The sequence below is a fragment of the Ferrimonas balearica genome, from assembly GCF_019802085.1.
GTDB classification, from domain to species: Bacteria; Pseudomonadota; Gammaproteobacteria; order Enterobacterales; family Shewanellaceae; genus Ferrimonas; species Ferrimonas balearica_B.
Genome location: NZ_JAHVHV010000001.1, coordinates 1 through 21,505 on the forward strand (window position 1 = coordinate 1; position 21,505 = coordinate 21,505).

At 54.7% G+C, this 21,505-nt stretch carries 19 protein-coding genes, 1 tRNA gene and 2 rRNA genes; 16 read left to right on the top strand and 6 right to left on the bottom strand.

The window, feature by feature from the left end:
• Window position 1: 1 nt before the first annotated feature.
• From rrf (KUV81_RS00005) to KUV81_RS00025, 5 genes are all read left to right on the top strand, one after another.
• Window positions 2–116, top strand: a 5S ribosomal RNA gene (rrf, locus tag KUV81_RS00005).
• A 73-nt stretch (window positions 117–189) separates the two neighbouring features.
• Window positions 190–304, top strand: a 5S ribosomal RNA gene (gene rrf / locus KUV81_RS00010).
• Window positions 305–586: 282 nt separating this feature from the next.
• Window positions 587–663 (top strand) — tRNA-Trp (locus KUV81_RS00015).
• 95 nt (window positions 664–758) lie between these two features.
• The gene (locus tag KUV81_RS00020) at window positions 759–2,333 is read left to right on the top strand and encodes a site-specific integrase (protein ID WP_222541796.1); all 1,575 of its coding nucleotides are present in this window, start codon (window positions 759–761) and stop codon (window positions 2,331–2,333) included.
• A 160-nt stretch (window positions 2,334–2,493) separates the two neighbouring features.
• Window positions 2,494–3,450, top strand: coding sequence for a hypothetical protein (locus tag KUV81_RS00025; RefSeq protein ID WP_222541797.1), 957 nt, complete (start codon window positions 2,494–2,496; stop codon window positions 3,448–3,450).
• A gap of 386 nt (window positions 3,451–3,836) precedes the next feature.
• Here KUV81_RS00025 and KUV81_RS00030 read toward each other — a convergent pair whose 3' ends face one another.
• From KUV81_RS00030 to KUV81_RS00040, 3 genes are all read right to left on the bottom strand, one after another.
• The gene (locus tag KUV81_RS00030; RefSeq protein ID WP_222541798.1) at window positions 3,837–4,190 is read right to left on the bottom strand and encodes a hypothetical protein; all 354 of its coding nucleotides are present in this window, start codon (window positions 4,188–4,190) and stop codon (window positions 3,837–3,839) included.
• 640 nt (window positions 4,191–4,830) lie between these two features.
• Window positions 4,831–5,232, bottom strand: a complete 402-nt coding sequence (locus KUV81_RS00035) for a hypothetical protein (protein WP_222541799.1) — start codon at window positions 5,230–5,232, stop codon at window positions 4,831–4,833.
• Between the two features lie 115 nt (window positions 5,233–5,347).
• The gene (locus tag KUV81_RS00040) at window positions 5,348–6,220 is read right to left on the bottom strand and encodes a helix-turn-helix transcriptional regulator (protein ID WP_222541800.1); all 873 of its coding nucleotides are present in this window, start codon (window positions 6,218–6,220) and stop codon (window positions 5,348–5,350) included.
• A 99-nt stretch (window positions 6,221–6,319) separates the two neighbouring features.
• Here KUV81_RS00040 and KUV81_RS00045 point away from each other — a divergent pair, with 99 nt between their 5' ends.
• The 9 genes from KUV81_RS00045 (at window position 6,320) to KUV81_RS00085 (ending at window position 17,718) form a co-directional block, all read left to right on the top strand.
• Window positions 6,320–6,580, top strand: a complete 261-nt coding sequence (locus KUV81_RS00045; protein WP_222541801.1) for a DUF4258 domain-containing protein — start codon at window positions 6,320–6,322, stop codon at window positions 6,578–6,580.
• Entirely contained in the window at window positions 6,577–6,870 is a 294-nt protein-coding gene (locus KUV81_RS00050; RefSeq protein WP_222541802.1) for a DUF2845 domain-containing protein, read from the top strand. Before KUV81_RS00045 ends, KUV81_RS00050 begins: the two co-directional genes overlap by 4 nt.
• A gap of 22 nt (window positions 6,871–6,892) precedes the next feature.
• Window positions 6,893–7,891, top strand: coding sequence for an ADP-ribosylglycohydrolase family protein (locus KUV81_RS00055; RefSeq protein ID WP_222541803.1), 999 nt, complete (start codon window positions 6,893–6,895; stop codon window positions 7,889–7,891).
• A 10-nt stretch (window positions 7,892–7,901) separates the two neighbouring features.
• Entirely contained in the window at window positions 7,902–8,111 is a 210-nt protein-coding gene (locus KUV81_RS00060; RefSeq protein WP_222541804.1) for a hypothetical protein, read from the top strand.
• A gap of 495 nt (window positions 8,112–8,606) precedes the next feature.
• On the top strand, window positions 8,607–10,709 hold the full coding sequence (zorA, locus tag KUV81_RS00065) for an anti-phage ZorAB system protein ZorA (RefSeq protein WP_222541805.1): 2,103 nt from the start codon (window positions 8,607–8,609) through the stop codon (window positions 10,707–10,709).
• A complete protein-coding gene (locus KUV81_RS00070) occupies window positions 10,706–11,503 on the top strand; it encodes a flagellar motor protein MotB (RefSeq protein ID WP_222541806.1) in 798 nt (265 codons plus the stop codon). Before zorA ends, KUV81_RS00070 begins: the two co-directional genes overlap by 4 nt.
• Before the next feature lie 5 nt (window positions 11,504–11,508).
• On the top strand, window positions 11,509–12,915 hold the full coding sequence (locus KUV81_RS00075; RefSeq protein WP_222541807.1) for an EH signature domain-containing protein: 1,407 nt from the start codon (window positions 11,509–11,511) through the stop codon (window positions 12,913–12,915).
• Between the two features lie 3 nt (window positions 12,916–12,918).
• On the top strand, window positions 12,919–16,380 hold the full coding sequence (locus KUV81_RS00080) for an SNF2-related protein (protein WP_222541808.1): 3,462 nt from the start codon (window positions 12,919–12,921) through the stop codon (window positions 16,378–16,380).
• A 186-nt stretch (window positions 16,381–16,566) separates the two neighbouring features.
• Complete coding sequence (locus tag KUV81_RS00085; RefSeq protein ID WP_222541809.1) at window positions 16,567–17,718, top strand: DUF4268 domain-containing protein; 1,152 nt, start codon at window positions 16,567–16,569, stop codon at window positions 17,716–17,718.
• A gap of 429 nt (window positions 17,719–18,147) precedes the next feature.
• On the opposite strand, the gene KUV81_RS00090 is transcribed toward KUV81_RS00085, so the two are convergent.
• Entirely contained in the window at window positions 18,148–18,714 is a 567-nt protein-coding gene (locus KUV81_RS00090) for a hypothetical protein (protein WP_222541810.1), read from the bottom strand.
• A 304-nt stretch (window positions 18,715–19,018) separates the two neighbouring features.
• On the opposite strand from KUV81_RS00090, the gene KUV81_RS00095 reads away from it, so the two are divergent.
• On the top strand, window positions 19,019–19,357 hold the full coding sequence (locus KUV81_RS00095; RefSeq protein ID WP_222541811.1) for a DNA polymerase III subunit psi: 339 nt from the start codon (window positions 19,019–19,021) through the stop codon (window positions 19,355–19,357).
• Entirely contained in the window at window positions 19,348–19,788 is a 441-nt protein-coding gene (rimI, locus tag KUV81_RS00100) for a ribosomal protein S18-alanine N-acetyltransferase (protein ID WP_222541812.1), read from the top strand. The genes KUV81_RS00095 and rimI overlap by 10 nt, the downstream gene beginning before the upstream one ends.
• A gap of 59 nt (window positions 19,789–19,847) precedes the next feature.
• Here rimI and lipA read toward each other — a convergent pair whose 3' ends face one another.
• Entirely contained in the window at window positions 19,848–20,816 is a 969-nt protein-coding gene (gene lipA / locus KUV81_RS00105; protein WP_222541813.1) for a lipoyl synthase, read from the bottom strand.
• Entirely contained in the window at window positions 20,816–21,463 is a 648-nt protein-coding gene (gene lipB, locus KUV81_RS00110) for a lipoyl(octanoyl) transferase LipB (protein WP_222541814.1), read from the bottom strand. The genes lipA and lipB overlap by 1 nt, the downstream gene beginning before the upstream one ends.
• Window positions 21,464–21,505 lie beyond the last annotated feature (42 nt).

Sequence of the window (21,505 nt, forward strand, 5' to 3'; positions counted from 1 at the left end):
GCCTGGTGGCAATAGCGTTGTGGACCCACCTGATCCCATGCCGAACTCAGCAGTGAAACGCAACCGCGCCGATGGTAGTGTGGGGGTTCCCATGCGAGAGTAGGTCACCGCCAGGCACCCAATTTTGTGCCTTTGTCCCATGACGGGGGCGCGACAAGTGATTCGATGCAGATGCATCACCCGTTTTTGCCTGGTGGCAATAGCGTTGTGGACCCACCTGATCCCATGCCGAACTCAGCAGTGAAACGCAACCGCGCCGATGGTAGTGTGGCAGTTGCCATGTGAGAGTAGGTCACCGCCAGGTTCCAATTTGAGAAACCCCGCCTCTGTTGAGGCGGGGTTTTTTCTTTTCTATCTCAGCCTGACACACCAAGCCTGTGATTGGTTTACTTGGAGGCTCAGTGCGGTCGGGGCCGAAGCGATCCCTTTAAGGTGTTCAGCCTTGTCGGCCATTGCCGAGGGGCTTTTCAGGGCAACATTGGACACTTCGCCACCGAGGCGGCCAAAACCTCGGCAGTTGGCGCTGGATAAGGGAAAAACCCCTTTACCTTTGACCCTGCTTCCGTATAATTCCAGCTCGTTCGCTAGGGGTATAGCTCCAATTGGTAGAGCACCGGATTCCAAATCCGGGTGTTGGGGGTTCGAGTCCCTCTACCCCTGCCATCTAAAGCGAAGAAGCCCGTTGAAAAACGGGCTTTTTTGTGTCTTTTTGCCGGTCCTGGCAAGGCCTACGGGTGGTACACAGAGGTGGTACACTCATGGTCGCATTCCCCTACCTGTTTCGTCGTGATAACGGCATCTACTACGTTCGCTATGTGATCCCTAAGGCTTATCGCAGCCAGCTGGGTCTCACGGAGCTGCGACGCTCGCTGGGCACCAATAATCGCACGGTGGCAATCGATCGCGCGTTAGTGTGGCTTTGCCATTACCGGGATTTTATGGCATCACTGGAGAGACGGCAGCAAGGATCGCTGCCGACACTCACCAGCAGGGAGATTGCCATGGCCAAGGACAGGCGGCCCATCAACGTTCGGATCACCGAATGTGCTCAACTGACCCTTTCCCCCCACACCTTGCTGAGCAAACTTCAACTGCAGCGTAACGAGAATCAGCAATTGACCTCGGAGGTGGACCGTCACCGACGGTTGTCGGCGCAAGCCTTGTCGCTGGCCGAGCAAGCGGAAGAAGCGCAAAGACAGCTTATTGAGACCGGTCAGAACGCGCTGGCGTTGTCACAGAGCAGCGCAGAGGCGTCTGTACGGGCCATCGTTCAACTCGAGGCATCTCAAAAGGCGTATTCGGCGCAAGTGCGCATCAATGAGCAACTGGTGGCGGACAATGAGCTGCAGTCATGCTCTTTGCAAGCGGCCTGGGATCGTTATGTCGAAATCAAAATCACCTTGGGCGGCCGCTCTGGGGAACCGTTATCACCGACCACGTTGCGGCAGTTGCGTCAGCGGGGCCAATGGTGTGTCGAATGCATCGGGGGGGAAAAACCGATCGGCGCGGTGGCTCAATCGGATGTGGAGCGCATTCAGTGTGCCCTGGTAGAAGCCGGGTACAGCCCCAAAACTCGCAAGCACTACCTGAATGGCTTCAGTGCGTTCTTTAATTGGGCGGTCAAAGCAGAACTGGTGCAGTCAAACCGCTTTCATGGCAGTGCCCCGCAGGTGCTGAAGAAGGAGCCGGTGATCTTTCATTCCACGCAGTTGACGCGACTGTTCCAACACCCACGCTTTCGGCGATGCCTTGGGCAGCCGGCTTACTACTGGCTGCCCTTATTGGCGTTGCACTCGGGCGCGCGCAGCGGGGAATTGGGGCAGTTGCGGATCGACGACGTGGTGAGTGTGCATGGAATTCAATGCTTGCAGATTCAAGCGAACCATCCACTGCAGTCGGTGAAAACTCAGGCAGCAAAGCGGGTGATCCCCATCCACGATCACTTGCTGGCTTTAGGGTGGTTAGAGTATGTCGCCGAGATGCGTGCCTCGGGAATGGACTGGCTGTTCCCGTCCATGATGAGAGGCGGCAGTAGCCCTTCGAGCCGAATGGCCCCCCGATTTGCGGAGATGGTCAATGACCAGCGGATCCCTAATGCGAAGGGATTGTCGATGCACGCGCTGCGGCGCACTGTCGCGACAGCCTGGCGCCACGTTGACGTTCCGGAACCTAAGGCGGCGGTGCTGCTCGGCCATCGAGGTAGCCTGGGATTTAGTTACAACGCCTACAGCATGCCAGAGAAGGCAGTGACGGTGCTTAAGGGAGTGATCGACCGACTCGACTTCAGCGCTGAGACCCAAGCTGTGGTGCCATTCTATAAGCGAGCACGGTGATGGCGGCATGGATTTTTAAGGGTGCTGTGACACCCGTTCTTCACCTTAATGTCCTTCTCAGAACGCCATTTGCTTACCCTCAGGGCCGACAATTTGTGCCCCAAAAAGGGGAAGGCGCAAAAGTACCACTTTACAGCCTACGCAATAGGCAAGATCTGCCATGACTAAGAACCGGATAAGCAAGGCGATTTTACGGGCCAATCTCAATGGCAACGCTTGCCGTGCAGTTGGTAGTGGTTTAACAAGGAAAGAGAGTATAGCGATCTGCCGCCAAGTACGTCTGGCCACGGAAGCTAGATGGTCGGATAAGCGTATTCAGAAGGAGATCATCACACCGTTTACACGAGGGCGAGAAGCTCATGGGCCCCAGGACCCCATCTACCGAGTTTCTCGGCGTTCAGAACAGCTTGCCCTGGTTCCCCTAATGGGCGATCCCAAACAGGCCGCAAAGCGCATGAGCTTGGCAGGACGGACGGTATTTGAGCCTTTTGTCGCTGCCTTCATTGCATTGCAGCACCATGCTCGTCAGGCAGAGCAGAGACTTTATCAAGTGACGGTTCAGTTCAATCCTGAGCAGATAGCCCGTCTGGCTCTCAAGGCGAAGCCCGCAGCCTACTTGGGTAAGCGTTGGCGTGATAGAGGTCTGCTGAGCCGGTTTATCTTGGTGCTGGAGCCCGGAGGTGTGAATGGTAGCCATGACCCTCGTGGGCTGCATCTGCATATGGTTACGAGTCTGGCCCCCTCTTCGGTGCAACCATTGCGGCGCGCTCTAAAACGCTATGCCCAAAACTACTGCAGTGCTATTCAAATCGTGGATAGATACCGCCAGACACGGCTGTACGATGACTTTATGGCAGAGGATGAGGCGTTGTTTGGGCCCCTCCCGGTTGGTGCGCCTGCTTACGATGAGCGGTGGGGAAGTACCTATCGTGATACCGGAGCTCGACGATTCCTGGTGCACACTGAACTGCCCATTGATCTCGGCATGTTGGATTACATGAGTAAAGGGATAACGGATAACCGGCAGCGTGGTCGCCGCTTCACTATCGTTGGGCTGTCTGGTCATCGTGCTATTCGAGAGGCATTGCACCGTGAAGCCCAAAAACTAAACCGCTGAGGGTTTGGTCCGTCCAAACGGCGATGAGTTGGACGTCCTAGGGAAACACCAGTGTAAGGGTGGCTGTGGTTTCTGAAAAATTCGCTGCCGCCAAAAAACCTTATACTTGCGCGACCCGCCTGGCGGAAAATCCTTAAAGTTGCGCCCTCCGTCTTGATTCCAATCCTTATGTTTGCATTAAAAAAATCCAAAAATTCTATATTGTTCAATGGTCTGTGAACATATTTTGGGGTGGAATAATCCATTTTGGCAGACTATACCCAAGGGATTGGACTCAATTAATTTTTGGTTAAGTTATGGCCGGGAGGGCAGCAATGCGTCTTTGGCGATATCCCGACGAGTATCAGTGTTATGTGGCTAGCTGGCATCATGGATTTGGGGTGTCACTACGGCAAACTGCTAAGCATTTTTGGGTGAGTGCCGACTCGGTTGGTCGTTGGATTCGTAAGTTTCCTCAGCAATCTATCGGCACTTGGGAAAATGGGAGGTCGCAACTGGAATCCGGTGAACTGGATTGCCAGCGCTTGATACAACAGCAGAAGCTGTGGAAGACGATTGAGGAAACCGCCAATGGAGATAAGCTCGGTTTGTTCTTTTTGTGCACGCTGGCTTTCCTTGAGCGCGGTTGTGAATCTGATTGAGGGCAAGTGCTGAATAGCTGACAAAGCGATGCGTCGTTTCTGCCCCTCTTCCGATTTCTGGCTGGTGAAATGCAGTATCGATACCTTGATTGTCTGCAATGACCCCTCGATCTCAATCTAAGGCGTCCTGGCTTCTGCAGGAGCCTGGGCCAGCCGCCGTTTAAAATGGTATCAACTTCGCGCTCCGAACTAGCGCCAATGTTGTATGAACGTCGCACCCGCGATGGCTCTGAACGCAACTGTCTTTCGGAGCCGCATCTCGTAGATGATGTGCTGCGGCTCTCGAGGGCCAATAACATAACCCTCATGATTGAGTCTCGGGTTGTAGCAGGCGGGCTGGGAGGTACAAAGACACAGAAGATTGCGCTTTGTTGCTCAGAGCCAGAAGTGAGTGCTGAGCGGTGAGGTGAGCCGTAAGTGCGGTCATAGAAGTCGAGCGGTCAACACAACCTTGCTCGTAAGCTCCAATTGGGGCTCTAAACGGTCCAATGGTGAAAGCCGTATTGGGAACCGGTTGACGTATGTCGACGGTAAGGCCCCTCAATGGCTCTTAGCGGCCACCGGTGTGGCACTCCCATGCCCTGCCCTTGATTTAGGCCTGAAGGTTTCTGCTGGGCGGCTAGCTGACTCTGTTGCGGAACAACGCGAAGCTGCGCCTGCAACGCATTGTGCCTCTGAGCAGGAAAGTGGCCTGGTGAGGCGCTGAAGGACATGGTTAAAGGTTAATGGTTGGCTGGAGTCATTCAAATCCGCCTGACTCCTTGTCCGAGATGTAATCCAGCAACCATTGGTGGCCCAATGGTGCTCTCTCCTTGAGTACCTGAGCCGGAGTCAGGTTGCCGAACCCCGCAATGTTCTCGTCCCGGAACCACAGCCATGCGCGGGCGACATCGCCTTCAAACCAGTGGTTAATCCGCTCTAGGATGTCAAACGCCTCACCAAGCTTGTGTTGCACCTCCGGAGTCAATGCGTATTCGACTTCCCAAGATGGGTTACTTGGCAACCCTAAATCATCACAGAGCCATTCGACGCTAGTACGCAATGTTTGGGCCCATTTATGTGGGTCTTGATAGGGCTGTCCATCGTGCATGGAAGTGAACTGCTCAACGGGTAAAAGCTGCCGCTTGTCGATGCGGGTCATGGTGTTCTCCTCGACGCGAATGTCAAAGATGATGAAGCGCTCTGTTCAGCATATTACGAAGCGTCGCGATTGATGCTCCCTGTCCGAGGATTATGCGCTTGGGCACAGATTGCCACTAGGTAAACTTGGCCTGCTCCGCTTCCTGAACCACCACTTGTTGGTAGAAGTCTTCCAGCTGCGGATTATAGGGATGGGCCACGTCCATCCGTTTAAGGTAATAGGGCAGCAACGCTTTGGGCACTGATAATGGCAACGACAGAGTGTCCAGATCCATGCCGTTGTCTTTGGCAATCACCTTTTGCTGTCGCGGGCTCAGTCGCGGGTTGGGGATCAGGGTGCAGGTGACGCTCTGGTGCCAGGCTTCATCGTCGGTCTTCTGGATACGCGGCCGACTGTCGTCCAGTGACGCGGGCCCGCGGAACCGGCTGATCACGAAATCCCGGAACCCCTGATTTTTCTCGCACCAGGCGCGTACATGCCAACGTATGCCGTTGAACACCAAGGTGTGGGGATGAATCAGGCGAGTGGGATCGTCGGCCGGCGCCTCGGAGCTTAACGAGTCGTAGTGCACTTCAACCGCCAAGCCTTCTCTTGCCGCCTGCACCAGGGTGCGGACCACTTGTGGGTCAACGTGGCGCGACGGCACATCCAATACCTCGGTTCCCCCCAGCTTTAAACTTAAGAAAGAGAGCACACCGCCCAGATCGTCATGGCGATCGAGCAGTTGCAGGTATTCGTGTGCGTGGCCTTCGCAGAATTGAGGGCGAAAGCTGGGGGTGGGTTTATAGCCTTTGAGACTGCGATCGTACTCCAGGCCCCCCTGGGCGAACTCTCGCAGGTAGTGATTGATGTCCTTGGATGCCTGCTGCCGGCCAATGCCAAAGGCCTGACATAGGTGGTTGGTGGTCAGGCGGCCCTCCCACAGAGCAATGATCTCGATGAGGCGGTAGCGCAACTGGAGGTCCAGTTTGACTGAGGTGGTGTCCATATCTGCTCGATTAGTTGACATGTATATGTAGCCAGTAAAGACATGTATATCAGGGCTACATATACTTTGTCCATCACTACAACACAGCAGGAGCAGACCATGTTGACCTCTCACGCACATCAGCGCATGCAGCAGCGGGCCATTCCGATGGCGTCCATTGAGCTCCTGCTGACCTTTGGTCAGTCCGACTTTCATCGCGGCTGTGAAGTGGTGTTCTTCGGTAAACAGGCCTGGCAACGGGTTACTCAGGCGATGAGAACGGTCCCAGAACGGTTCCGTAACCACTACCTGGTGCTGCACGGCGGTGAGGTGGTGACCGTAGGACATCGCTGTAAACACTTTAAGCGGGATCGCCGATGAGAGCCTGGATCCGGTTGGCTTTGGTCGCGCTGTGCTTTGCGCCCCAGGGGGTGGCCTTGGAATGGTCGGTGCCGGCCTTTCGCTGCACCTCAACTTCCCTGGTTAAAGTCGGAGACAGCACGGGCGCGCTGCTCCGCCGGTGTGGCCATCCAGCGCTGACTGAGTACCTGGAGTACCCCGAGGGCGGCATCGCCCTGACCCGCTATCACTATCGTCACCAGCGCCATCAGAGTGTGGTGATGGAGGTGCGCGGTGGGCATATCACCGCCATCTATCGAAGTCGGCCGTAATTGAATCGGACAGGATAACGCTGTGAATCAACTGCATGACAAAGCGCAGGGGGCCCTGCTGGGCCTGGCTCTGGGCGACGCGTTAGGGACAACACTGGAGTTTCAACCGAAGGACTCGTATCCGCCGCTGACCGATCTGGTTGGTGGGGGCCCCTTTAATCTGGCTCCCGGTCAGTGGACGGACGACACTGCCATGGCACTGTGTTTGGCCCAAAGCCTGGTGGAAACCGGGCGTAATGACATCGTCGATCAGATGCAGCGTTATCTGCGCTGGTTCCGCGAGGGCGAAAACGCCTGTACCGGCGAGTGCATCGACATCGGGCACACCGTAAAGCAGGCGCTGCTGCGCTTTGAAGCGGACGGCAACCCAGTCGCGGGCATCGACGCCGAATGGACGGCCGGTAATGGCAGCCTGATGCGGATAGCGCCGATCGCGCTGTTTTTCCATCGGGCGGATCTGGGGCTGGCGATCTCGGGTGCCCTCATCAGCAGCATCACTACCCACGGCGAACAGCGGGCCATCGAAGCTTGCGAGTTGATGACCTACTTCCTGCATCGACTGCTGAACAGTCGCGGCCAGCCCTGCAAAGCGGCGCTGTTGTTTGAGCTTGATGAGCGACTCGATAAGGTACGTCAAAACTGGCACCCAGCCATTCAAGCCATCGCCAATGGCGCCTACCGCCATAAGCCCCGCAGTGCCATCCATGGCAGCGGATACGTGGTGCACTCGCTGGAAGCGGCCCTGTGGTCCTTCTTTCACAGCAACAGCTTTGCCGAAGGCGCGCTGTTGGCTGCCAATCTGGGAGAGGATGCTGACACTACAGCGGCGATCTACGGCCAGCTGGCCGGCGCTTACTACGGTCGAGCAGCGTTGCCTCAAGCCTGGCTGGAGAAGTTGGCGTGGCGAGACAGCATCTCAGCCCTGGCGCGGATGCTGTGCGATCTGGCGCAAACCGCACACGGCAGAGGGCCTGGCGGCTTGGCTAAGGGCTCTGTAGCGGATCACGCCCTGGCTGGATAAGAGAGCGAAGATGGAAACGCTGATTTGGATTCTGTTGTTGGGCCTGATCCTGTTGGCCACTAAGTGGAGCCTGCAAGGCGCAATGCGGCTGTTTGCTTTTGCCGCGGAGCAGGGCTTTATCGGATTGGTGGTATACATCGCCTGCTGGATCAGCGCCTTCCCCTTCATGCTGACCGCCTGCCTGATTTGCGGTCTTTGTCGGGTTCCGGAGCCTGATTAGGTAATGCCGTTTGAACTCAAATGACTGAGATCAAGAGAACAACAACTTAACTCGTAATGAAGTGCAAATTTACAGAAAGGCTGGGATACGGTTGTCGATACTTCTCATGCCTTTACGCCCATTGGTTGAGCTAACGAATTGAGGAGCGCCGGATGCACAGGGGTCATAAGAGCTGGGGAGAGTGTTTTACTGGCTGGTGTCGGGTAATGCACAGTTCAATCCAGCTATCGTGTTACTAGGTATTCTCACGCGGTTAGGGTCGCAGTCACTTTCTTAAGTGAATGCAGAATCAATGGGTACCTTGCGCCCCATTTTACTCAATTGCCAATGCGCCCCGGTGGGCCCCAAAAGTGGGATCGCAGCCACAGCAATGGTTATCAGAGTTAGCGAATAATAACCGCCCTTTGCCGTCTTTTTGTACGAGGTTGGTGTCTTGCTGGCGCTTGACTAATCTCAATAACTCAAAATCTCAATAAAATCACAATCATTACTACCATGCAGCCATCTTTCAGCTTCTCAAATCTGATCCCGGACTTTGGCAGCCTGCTCGCGATGTGGGCGCGCGGCCAGTGGATGCCGGACGACACAGCAACCCTTTCTGCAATGTTTGTTTTGTTGCTGTTATCGGTATTTTCGGTGGGCCTCTCATTTAGTCTGGCGGCTTTTGTCCGTGCACGCTCTCGCATCGGGTTCTACCACAACTCGCTCTTGGGAAAGGTGCAGTTTGATACTGTGCACGACCAACTGCACGACATAAATCAGAAAGCACGGGATTCCAAATCACATCGTCACCTTTGGCATGAGTTTACTGAGACGTTAGTGGAAGTAGATCACGGTCAATCGAGTCATTACCACAATACTTACGACGCAGAACACTTTTTTAACACCACGACATTGTCGCGTGGTGCATCGGAGAGTCGCATTGCGGTGGCGGTGCCGGGATTCTTGACTGCTATTGGGGTCCTTGGAACCTTCGTTGGGCTGCAAATGGGTTTATCCGGCCTCAACTTGGCGGAGAACGCTTCGGTCGATGAGCTGCGCGCCAGCATTGGCCACATGATTAGTGGTGCGGCAGTGGCATTCACGACCTCTGTTTGGGGGGTCTTTCTTAGCTTGTTGTTCAACTTTATAGAGAAAAAGCTGGACTGGAATGTCCGCTCTAATCTATTGGCTCTGCAGACACGTGTTGATCACCTATTCCCCCGCATAACGCCTGAAAATCAACTCGTTAAGATTGCCAAAGACGGCAATCAATCGCGAGAAGCTTTGCAGGGGCTCGCGGACAAGATTGGCGACAAGATGCAGGTGGCGCTCGATAACGTGACCCAGTCTATTCAGACCAGCCTGGAGGCCAGCTTGGAGAACATCATGAAGCCGGCCATCGACAAACTGGTCGATGTAGGGACAGATACCAGCTCACAAGCGCTTGATAACATGCTTAATCAGTTTATGGACAGCATGGGGAAAGAGGGTAATCGACAGCGAGAAGCTATGGATCAAGCCTCTCAACAGATGCTCGGCACTCTGGAGCAATTGGGTACGACGCTGACCGCATTCATGAATCGCTTGGAAGCTTCCGAAGCAGATTCTGCCCAACGGCAGAACCAGCTTGGTGACACCATGGCTAACCAGCTCCAGCAAATGGCCGAGCACAGCAGCAGCCACTTGACCCAGTTGTCCGAGCGTACCGAAGCCGCCCAGCAAGCGATGGCGAAACAAGTATCAACGGTGGTTGCAGACCTGACCGAACAACAAAGTCAAAATCAACATCAGTTCGATAAAAGCCTACAGCAGATGGCGCAAAGCAGTTTGGACTCGTCCGAACAGATCCGCGCTGCGACTGCCCAAGCAACAGAGTCGTTGACTCAGTCCGTGGGGTCAGCCGTCGACGAGCTTCGCCTAGCTCAGCAACAGCAACATGAGCAGGTGCAAGCCGAAAACCAAAGTCTGCGAGAGAGCACAGAAGCATTGCTAATGCAGGTAAATGGCCTTCTTCGAGACCAAGTGGAAGCGGTAGCGAATTTGCTCGCTCAAGGCCAAAGTTTGCAGTCTGGAATTGAACGCTCCGCTAGTGCAAACGTGGATGCTGCCAGTAAGACTTTGACGGCCAGTGAGCAGATGCGCCAAGTCTCGCAAGACATCAATGTCTTTGGCAACAGTATGCGGGATGCTGCCAACGGGCTTTCTGGCGCCATCACTCAAGCGGTCAGCTCAACACGGGATTTGGCCGAGCAAAATCAACTTTCAGTGGAGCGTGTGGAGTCATTGCGCGACGAGATGGCATCAGAGCAGGCGCGCCTTAAGCAAACGCAAACGGCAATCGATAATACTCTGGCAACTGCGGGTCAGGTGTTTGCTGACATGCGTCAGCATCAACAGAGCTATCTGGATGGTTTGAACAGCAACGTGGAAGGATTGGTTAATCGTCTCAATCAATTGCTGCGTGAGTACTCTCAGGAAGTGCAAACTCAAACCACGGAACGTATGGAAAACTGGAACCAGCAAACCTCGGCGTACACCACGCAAATGACCAGTGCCATCGAAGCTTTGGCCGGTGCTGTGGATGAGATTGAAACCAAGATTCAGGGTGCAGCATGAGGGCGAAAGCACGACGTGCGGTTTCGGTAGATGAAGACAATCCGTATTGGATGTCCTTTTCTGACTTGATGTCGGGGCTGCTGGTGATTTTTATCCTGGCGGCGTTAGCTCTCATCTTGGAGCTGACTCAAACCCGGCAACAGGTCGACGAGGCGCTCAAAGAGCTTCAAACCGCCGAAAAGGTGCGGCGGAATATCTTGGATGACATTGTTGATGAACTGAAGCGACAAGATATTCATATTGAAGTCAATGAGAATAAGAGCATTCTTAGGATCCCTGATAGTCTGGCTTTTGCCTCTGGTCGCTATGAGATCCCCGACGACAACAAAACGCAGGATACTGTCAACAAGATTGGTTTGGCGATTCATCGTGCGATATTGAAAGAGCGAAGTGGGACTCTGGAATGTTCGGGCGCCTCAGAGGAGGTTCGACGGGAGCATAACTGTAAACCTGGTTATGAGTATCTGGATACAGTCTTTATTGAAGGGCATACCGACAGCGTGAACTTTAATGGGCTGTTGGGTACTGGAAATTGGGGTTTGTCGGCCTTTCGGGCGATTTCATTGTGGTCACATTGGAGCCAGGAGCTTGCGTTGACACCGTCGTACCAGGAAATGGTTAATCATGATGGTCTGAAGCTGTTTTCTGTCAGTGGATATGCGGATTCGCGCCGCGTGGACGAAGAAGAGAGTACCGCGCAGCAAAGGGCGAGAAATCGTCGCATTGACATTCGATTCACCATCCGTCGCCCATCCGACTTGGATCTTGAAAATGTGCTGGAATTGGCCAGGTGATCTCTATGACCCTCATTCCTAAGCTCAGTTTTAAACTTACTCTCTCTGATGAGCCGTTGACCTCAGTTCTACGAGCCGAAAGAGGAAAGTTGGAGGCGGTAGCGCGAAACGCAGGGGCAACGAGCAAGGCTTTCCGACAAGCATTTATTGCGGTTCACACGGGCATCGCGGAACGGAAGTCTTTGGAGACACTGCTAACCAACAAGATGCAACTCCGAGCCTACGCGGTGGGTATTGGTGGTGCGGATTTTCGGCGGGTTCCCTTAAGTAATGAAGCGTTGGCACGTATCGACCATTTACGGCCAGTCCCTGGGCGCCAGTTGATGGAGAACCTCTTTGATTGGTACTGCACTGACTATGACGAGATGGACAACTTTGGATCAGTGCGTGACTGGCTCCGTAAAGCCATTAAGTGCCGTGAAGAGTTTGGTCGTTGGCTTCCCGCACTAAGTGATGATGCTCCTCATCTCTTGGCAAAGGAAGCCCGCGATAACGAACTTTCATTGCCTGAGCAGCTCAAGCAAATGGGACTGGAACGTCTTCAAACCGGGCGACTCCACTCAATTGCACAAAACATCTACTACTTAGAAAGCCTCAAATCGCTTGAGCCTAATGAGGAATCGCCGCTGCTTGGGCAACTGGTGGTGCCCGAAGTGTATGAATCGCCTTTCACTCCGGAGGTGCCTCTGGGAGTAGAGGTCATGAGGATCCTTATTGAGCGAGTGCCTGAAAATGGCGAATTGGGCGATAGTTGGCGTGCAGTAATCAACGCCATTGGTGGCGATCCTCGGATTCCTGATGGCTCAAAAACGTATCGACGCTGGTGGCGACCGCTTGGGCCTGAATTGATTGAAAAAGCGCGGGGTTGGTTCTCGCGGATGGACTTGAAGATCTTTCTTCGTGTTATCGAAGAACACGGGAGAGCCAGTCATGACCCAGCGTTGCAGCGCATGTTTCCGGCACGAAAACGCTTTTTGGAAGGGCTATTTGACCATGGATTTGTCAAAGGCAGTCGGCTTTATCTGTCACGCGGCGCCGCTCGTTACGTTCGTCACCACATCAACAAAGAGGACCTGCCGGCGTATTCCACGGTTGCGGATCAGGACAAGTCCATCATCTATTTGAACCTTGGCGATGTACATTTGGTGGAGGGCAGCCACAACTGTAAATTGTGGCTTCATCGAAAATTGCCCCACAACAATGTCTTGAATAACTATAGCGTGTCGATTCCATCTTATTATGATCTAACCCGAGGCATCGCCAGTGGGCAGCACACGGCCATCACTCACACACCTAATAGATGGATAACTAATGCGATCAGTGCCATGCAAAGCTATGGAATTGCTGTGATGGCAGAGCACGTCATGGATAAAAAGGACGCCAAGGCACACATTAGAACTTACGGGTATTAATCGATGTTAGGGCAACTGGTTAAGCGTTTTATTCAAAAAGAGCAACAGAGTTATGAGTGGCGTCCCTTGTATGATGAGGTTGTGTTTACCGTCTCGAATAGTGTGACCAAAGCTTTGGAGTCCTTGCAGGCTGAAGCATGGGTACAACACCAGCATGTTTACCTCAGTATGTTGGTGGAGCAAGGGGATGCGGAGCGGATTCCGAATGGTTTTGCTGTGCCTGGCGAGGTGATTGCCCGATTAGATGAAGAAGGTCGGGCACTGTTGGAGTTACCCGCACTTTGGCAGGGGCAACTATCTGCGGAAATCAGCGGTCAGTTGCACAGTCCAGCGTTCAACGTGACGTTGATGGTGGAATGGCTTCAGCCTGAACAGATACAGCAAACGAAAAATTGGCGGTGTACTGGGGCATTTTTGCAGTTTGGCGAGACTCGCCGGTACTTGCTCGATGAAGCCCAGCTGAGTGTGTTTCGTGCTTTGGAGACTCATCAATCTACCCCCCACTCAGAGGCCGACAATCTTGAATTGATCTACGCATTGCAGCAGGCAAAGCGAGCAGGTACTGAAATCAAGCTGGCTCACTTCGACACCGATAAGTTGCAAATTCGCGTCCCGGATTCGATCGGTGTGCAACTCACGGTGACTGAGCGCGGTAACGGGATCCTGACTCCGTCGCTAGGGACGGAAGCCGATGCCGATATGATTCAAGCCCGCTTGGGGCAGCTCCGGCCTGACGCCACCAACGCCAGTTTGCGTGTTGGTAATGAGATTGTCCTTTTGGATGAGGAGCGCCTTAAGGCCACAAAAGAGATCTTGAATCACCGAGTTATCTCCAAAGCGAACCTGAGAACGTTTTTGGAGAAACCATCCGCATTTTTGGATGCCTCATTGGTCAATTTGGACGTTGGCTTTTCTGCTCGAGTCCACGGTGCGACTGCTTTTAAACACAGTTACTTTGGTGACACAGACGAGTCAGGCATCGATTGGTTTGGTAAAGCGGCTGCGACACAAAGCGTGCAACCGATCGGCAGCGTTATTCACTTAGTGGAGGATGAGGAATGTTTGCAACGATTGCAGCAAGGGCTCAAGGACGCACAGAACGTCGGAGCTCATGAGTTTGAGTTTGAAGGAAAATTGTTCGATATCGCCGATGGCGAGCAGGTCAATGCAGCTTTAGAGAAAGCCAAACGAAAGGTTGATGGTGCTGAACCCGATAATGAAATAGAGCCCGACGATGTAGCCGACGACGCGGTGCTTGAGCAGCCCCAAGTTCGGGTGGTTGATGTCGACCTGAATGACGAGGTGCTCGAGCAGGAGTCACCGGTGGTGCAGCGGGCAATTGACGACGTTTTGTGTCCTGTCGAACAGCTGACTTGGCAGAATTACGCTCGGACTCCTTTTCCTCACCAAGAAGTCGGGATTCGCTGGGCCGTGGGGCTTGCAATTGAGCCCTCTCACCAAGGGGGCGGCTTATTGGCGGACGACATGGGCCTTGGTAAAACCCTGACGGCATTGGCCACCATTGACCAACTGTACAAACAGTCAAAACAGAAAGGTGAGGTGCAGAAGCCTTGCCTGATCGTTGCGCCACTGAGCTTGCTGGAAAACTGGCGAGATGAGGTGGAGAAGACCTTTATCGAATCGCCATTCGATGACGTCGTACTGTTGCAATCTGGTGCCGACCTTCCTCGTTTTCGCCTGGGGGGGGTAGAAACCAAGAATCAGGTAGGTGAAGGAGATTTGGATGTGTCAGAAATCCGCTTCTCACTTAAGGTTGGTGGGGACTTCTCTTTAGAGCGCTTGGATGTGCCGCGGCGACTGGTTATCACGACATACCAAACACTGCGCGACTACCAATTTTCGTTGTGCAGTATTGATTGGGCGACTGTGGTATTTGATGAGGCTCAAAACATCAAAAACCCAAATGCTTTACAGACCCGAGCGGCAAAAGGACTAAAAGCAGACTTCAGTTTGGTCACTACCGGTACGCCGGTGGAAAACAGCCTCGCGGATTTTTGGTGCTTGATGGATACCGCCTGTCCTGGGTATCTCGGGAGTTACCAAGATTTTCGTGCCAGCTATGTCGCCCCGATCTTGCAGTGCGCCAGTGACGAGGTAGAAGAAACCCGAGAGCGAGTAGGGAGAGCCTTGCGAGTTAAAGTTGGAGCGATCATGCTTCGCCGGCTCAAAGAGGACAATCTGAAAGGACTGCCGAAGAAGCGGATGTTTGTAGGAACCCAGGATGAAACATGGATCTACAAAGAATCGTTAGCGTCCCATCTCCAAGGGCAGCAGTTGGCTGTTTACGATGCGACGTTATCTGCACAGGAGCAAAGTGAGCAAAATGTGGTGCTCGGATGTCTGCAGCGGCTTCGAGATGTATCGCTGCATCCGCGACTCGTCGACCAAGGACGACTTGATGTACCCAACAGTAGTAAAGCAGTCAATGCGTTAATAAACGAGTCGGCAAAGATGGCATCGCTGGTGTCTACTTTGAACGAAATACAACAGCGAAACGAGAAGTGCATCATTTTCGCGGTGAATAAGCGCCTGCAAGCGTTTCTCAGTGTTGCGCTTGGGAGGGTGTATGGCCTGGGGCCGTTGGCTGTAATCAATGGTGACGCAAAAGCCGTGGCCAAAAGAGATGGTGTCCCGACGCGCAAGTCGATGATCGCTGACTTCGAATCTCGGCCCGGTTTTAACATCATCGTCATGTCCCCAGTTGCTGCGGGAGTGGGTTTGACGGTAGTGGGATCTAACAACGTTATCCATTTCGAACGTCACTGGAACCCCGCCAAAGAAGCCCAGGCAACGGATCGGGTGTATCGCATTGGACAGCAGAAAGACGTCAACATCTATGTCCCGCTCGCTCACCATCCTGAATTCGAGTCCTTTGATGTTAATCTCCATAAGCTACTCACCAAGAAGACCCAACTGAAAGACGCAGTTGTGACGCCGGAACAGGTGATACCGGCTCCAGCAGGAATGGACCTATTGGCGGAAATTCAATCCAGGCCGCTACAGCGAGAAGACCTGGTTAGAATGCCATGGGGACATTTTGAAGCGTTATGCGTTGAGCTCATGGCGCGCGAGCGCGCAGGAGCAAGGGTATGGTTGACTCAAAACGGGTCAGATCACGGAGCTGACGGCGTGCTGGATTTGGGACATAGCATTACGTTATTGCAAGTGAAGCACACCGGTAAGGCTCAGTACGATGGTCATAAAGCGATTCAAGAAGTAGCCGGTGCTAAGGAGTACTACCAAAATTTGCTTGGTAAGCCTGTTACTGAACTGGTCTTCATGACCAATGCGGTCACTCTTCGTGCGCAGGGCAGGAAGACTGCCAAGTTGTCCATGGTCGATGTGATGGTGAATGAGCACCTCGATTCCCTATTGCAGAAGCACCAAGTGCGATATGACTGCGTCTTAAAGCGATTGGCGCAAAAGCGATTGGCGGTGTCGTAATAGGGCTAGCGCATGCCATCTTCCCCGCAAACGCTGTGGTCAATTGACGAAGTCATTACTTGTAAGCAACTATCACACTCCATTGTTGGCAAAGTGCCTGGCGAGGTGCTTTGAGGACGTACTTCGTTCAGAGAGGTTCTAGCTCTCGTTAAGTCCTCTCCCATTGGATGAAACCTGAGGAAGCAGATGTATCAAATCATCAAGGACGATAACCGCATCACCAAACTGGAAGCCAAGCGCTTTTCTGAGTTGGGCTTTACTGAGCGACATCACCTTCAGGAGTGGTTGGCGAATCAGCTGGATGCGCTGGGAGAGGACTTACTCCTGATCCAAAAGGAATTTGACGGTTTCAATGAGACTCGTGAGCGACTCGATCTGTTGGCGCTAGACCGGGAAGGCAACCTTGTGATCATTGAGAACAAGCTGGATGATTCCGGGCGAGACGTGGTCTGGCAAGCACTGAAGTACGCCTCATACTGCTCCAGCTTCACCAAGTCGCAAATCATCGAAGCTTACCAGTCCTACCTCGACCGCTATGAACCAGGCCAAGATGCAGCGCAGAGGCTGGCGGAGTTTTTGGATGTCCCTGACCTAGACGAAGTTATTCTGAACAGTGGTAATCAGCAAAGGTTGATATTGGTTGCGGCTCAGTTTCGCAAAGAAGTCACCAGCACGGCACTGTGGTTAATGTCCCACGGCATTACAGTCCAGTGTTTAAAGGTGACTCCGTACAGCCTCGAAGAACAGTACTTTTTGAATGTTGAGCAGATCCTTCCGCCTCCGGAAGCAAAGGAACTCATGATTGGCATTGCGGTTAAAGAGGCCGATGAACAGAGCACGAAGGGTGAAGTCAAGCATCGTCACATCCTTCGCAAAGAGTTCTGGATGTCAGCTCTGGAGGTGATGCGAGAAAGCCAATGTGACGCATTCAATAACATCAGCCCTTCCAAAGACTCCTGGGTAGCCGCTGGGACGGGCATCAGTGGATGCCAGTATCTGATGGCGTTCAGCAAGCGAGAGGTGCGAATTGAGCTGTGGATGGGACGTCCAAGAAAAGAAGAAAACAAAGCTTTATGGGATCTATTGAAGGCCCGCCAGTCCTGTATAGAGAACACCTTTTCTAATCCTCTTAACTGGCTACGCTTAGATGGTCAGAAGTCCAGTCGAATAACCTTTTCTCATGATGTTGAGGGGCATGATAAGGGGAACTGGCCAGAGATGATCCAGTGGCTGGCAGAACATATGGCGCAATTAGAAAACACCCTGAAACCACACCTCGATGAGCTCGGGGGTCAAATTAAGATGGGGGGAATATTTGATTGTGACCTTGATTCTTAATCATTTTATCACTGGACGGCAACGCCGATTTCCTGGCTGGTAAGAAGGGAAATGGTCCTACGAAGCGAGATTTACGCTGAAGCCTCTGTTTAAGCCAACCAACGTGCAACACAACTGTTGATCGCGCATCGCGAGTCACTGGAGTTATTGGTTGAAGAGCTTAGAAAGCGTTTTGTGCATTGAGATCGGCCAGGCCATCAACTCAATTTTGGAAACGAAACTGGGGTGAGTACTGGCTATTGAACGCTGTTGCATCTGCCGCCCATAGCCTATTCTCGCCGGCACTATTTTTAGTGCCCCTAAAGGGCGTTTTTTTGCCGTTGTAGCGTATTGAGGTTAACCACCCCTTATGGCACGCGCGATCTAACAGCAAGGTGCCACTACTGAATGAATAACGCTGAAGCACCTGGGCATGCCCTTTAGAGCTCTTTATTTGGATAAGCTCTGGAATCGTTGCGGGCTCTGAACGCGGGGTTGATGGCCTCCACCCCGGTAGCCATCCATCCACACTATCGAGCGGCTATTATCCGGTCCGGCACTGATGTGGAAGGGACGGTGCGCTGAATAGAAGTAGAGCCGGTCAAAGGGGGTGTGCTGGGCGGCCCATTGGGCCACGACCAGTGAGCTGACCCCGGGAACGTAACAATCCACCGCTTGGCCCAGTCGGGGGCAGATGGGCTTGCCGGCACGGTTGAGTTCACAGCCCGCGTGCTGGTCGCCACTGGGTGTTATGTTGGGGTAGGGCGTTTCTTTGACCACTTTGACCAGTGAAGCCGAGCTAAATCCATAAGTCAGCTTGATCGGGCCGAATTGAGCCCAGATCGGGTCTAATACCGTTTGGCAGAGTGTGTCGATGGCCTGGTAGGTGGCCAGTTGCTGCGGCACATTACTGGGGCGGGCGCGAACCCAGCTGTCGCTGCACTCAATAAAGTCTTTGTACGTGAAGTGCTTGCCGCAGGAGCTGTCCGGTGAGGGCAGGGGAGGTTGCTGTGTCATGTTGAGCCATCCTTGGTGTCAATCCATAGAAATCAGCAAGTTAAAATATAGCTTACACCAGCGGATGCCGTCTTTTTTGGGGAGTGAACTGAACTGGCAGCAATGATGTCAGGTGGTACACTTTGCTGGTACAACAGGCATCCCAAGAAATGTATAAACCCGGGCTTTTCAGTGGCTTCGATGATGGTTCGAGTCCCTCTACCCCTGCCATATCGCGAAAAAGCCCGTCGTAAGACGGGCTTTTTTGTGTCTGTCGATCGCCCTGGCCATGCGCTTGGGGCGGCGCTGTGGTACCTTCCTTGCCATGACCGAATTGACCTCCCGACAGCGTGCCGCCTTGAGCCAGATGGGCGTTCAGCCCCTGGCGCTGCGTCGCACCAAGGCCCCCCTGGCGCTGATTGACCCTCAAGGCCGGGCGACGGCGGAGCACCCCCTGGTGCAGGATCTGCTTACCCTGCTTGAGTTGCCCGCTGAGCAGCTGCTGTGCGCCACCGAGGAGCAGGCCGCGCCAGCCAAGCGCTACTGGGTGCTGGGGCGAACCTTGCCGGCCACCGCCACCCATCTCTACTCCCCGTCATTGGATAAGCCCCTGAGCGCCGACGAGAAGCGTCGCTTGTGGCGGAGCCTGCAACGGTGGCTCTGAGCTATCGGCCGGCCTCAGCGTCGCTGTTTGAGCCCCTGTGGGCCATTGAGCAAGCTGCCCACCCCTATCCCTGGTCCGAGTCGCTGCTGCGCTCCTGTCTTACCGCCCCCTATTGGGGAGAGGTGGCCTGCACTGAGACTCCGGTGGGTTTCTACCTGTTCCAGCAGGTGCTGGACGAGGTGACCCTGATGAATATCTGTGTCGACCCGGTGCACCAGGGCCAGGGTTGGGGACAGGCGTTGCTGGAAAGGGCGCTGATGCGAGCCAGGGCGGCCGAGGCCCGCCGCTGTTTCCTGGAGGTGCGGGCCAGCAACGTGGCGGCGCTGGCGCTCTATCGAAAGGTGGGTTTTGTCGAGGATGTTCGGCGCAAGGGGTACTACCCCTGCTCCGAGGGGCGCGAAGACGCGGTGTTGATGTCCTGCACCCTGTGAACCCTTAAAACAACAACGCCCCGGCCTAAGCCGGGGCGTTGTTGTTTCTGGCTCTGAGGTTACTTGACCTCTTTACCCTGGGCTTGCAGGTCCGCGTGGTAGCTGGAGCGCACCAGAGGGCCACAGGCGGCGTGGGTAAAGCCGATGGACTCGGCGACCTCTTTCATCTGGTCGAACTCGCCTGGGGTTACGTAGCGTTTGACCGGCAGATGGTGGCGGCTGGGCTGCAGGTACTGCCCCAGGGTCAGCATCTCCACGTCGTGAGCACGCAGATCCTTGAGCACCTCGACGATCTCCTCGTTGGTCTCCCCCAGGCCCATCATCAGGCCGGACTTGGTGGGCACGTCCGGGTGCATCGCCTTGAACTTCTTCAGCAGATCCAGCGACCATTGGTAGCTGGCCCCGGGACGGGCGGCGCGGTAGAGGCGCGGCGCGGTCTCCAGGTTGTGGTTGAACACGTCCGGCGGGTTGTCCTTGAGGATCTCCAGGGCGCGATCGATGCGGCCGCGGAAATCGGGCACCAGGATCTCAATCTTGATGTGCGGGTTGCGCTTGCGGATCTCGCGGATGCAGTCGGCAAAGTGCTGAGCGCCGCCGTCGCGCAGATCGTCCCGGTCCACCGAGGTGATCACCACGTACTTGAGCTTCATATCGCGGATGGTGCGTGCCAGCTTGACCGGCTCTTCCGGGTCCGGCTTCAGCGGGCGGCCGTGGGCCACGTCGCAGAAGGGGCAACGGCGGGTGCAGATGGCCCCCAGGATCATAAAGGTGGCGGTGCCGTGGTTGAAGCACTCCGCCAGGTTGGGGCAGGAGGCTTCCTCGCACACCGAGTGCAGGCCGTGATCGCGCATCGCCTGCTTCACCTGGTCGATCTTCTCGCTGGAGGCGGGCAGTTTGATCTTCAGCCAGTCGGGCTTGCGCAGCATCTCTTCCCGCTCGGTGGGCATCACCTTGACTGGGATCCGGGCAACCTTGTCGGCGTCGCGGAGTTTTACCCCCGCCTGCAGACGTACGGGACGTTCGGTCATCAATCCAATCCTTCTTTTACTACGGTCGCCTGGTAGCCCAGGCGCTGAGGGAATATCTCGCACAGGTGACGGGCCGCTTCCTCGACGGTTTGCGGGCCACCCAGTTGGCGGGTCTGCACCATCTCCAGGCCGGCGTAGCCGCAAGGGTTGATGCGCAGGAAGGGGGACAGATCCATGTCCACGTTCAGGGCCAGGCCATGGAAGGAGCAGCCCTTACGGATCCTGAGCCCCAGGGAAGCCACTTTGCGCTCCTCCACGTAGACGCCGGGGGCATCGCAGCGGGAGGCGGCAGGGACGTCGTAGCGGGCCAGCATGTCCACCAGGCTCTGCTCAATCTCGGTCACCAGGTCCCGCACCCCCAGCTTGCGCCGGCGCAGGTTGATCAGCGGGTAGGCCACCAGCTGTCCGGGACCGTGGTAGGTCACCTGGCCGCCGCGGTCCACTTTCACCACCGGGATGTCGCCGGTGGCCAGCAGGTGCTCCGCCTTGCCGGCCTGGCCCTGGGTGAACACCGGGGGGTGCTCCACCAGCCACAACTCGTCGGCATGTTGGTCGTCACGGGTGTCGGTGAACGCTTGCATGGCGTGCCATACCTGTTCGTATGGCTGGGTGCCGAGATGGCGAATGATGAGGGTGTTGGCAACCAATCCTGTACCACTTCCTGGCTGAAACTGTTGCCCGCATTATAC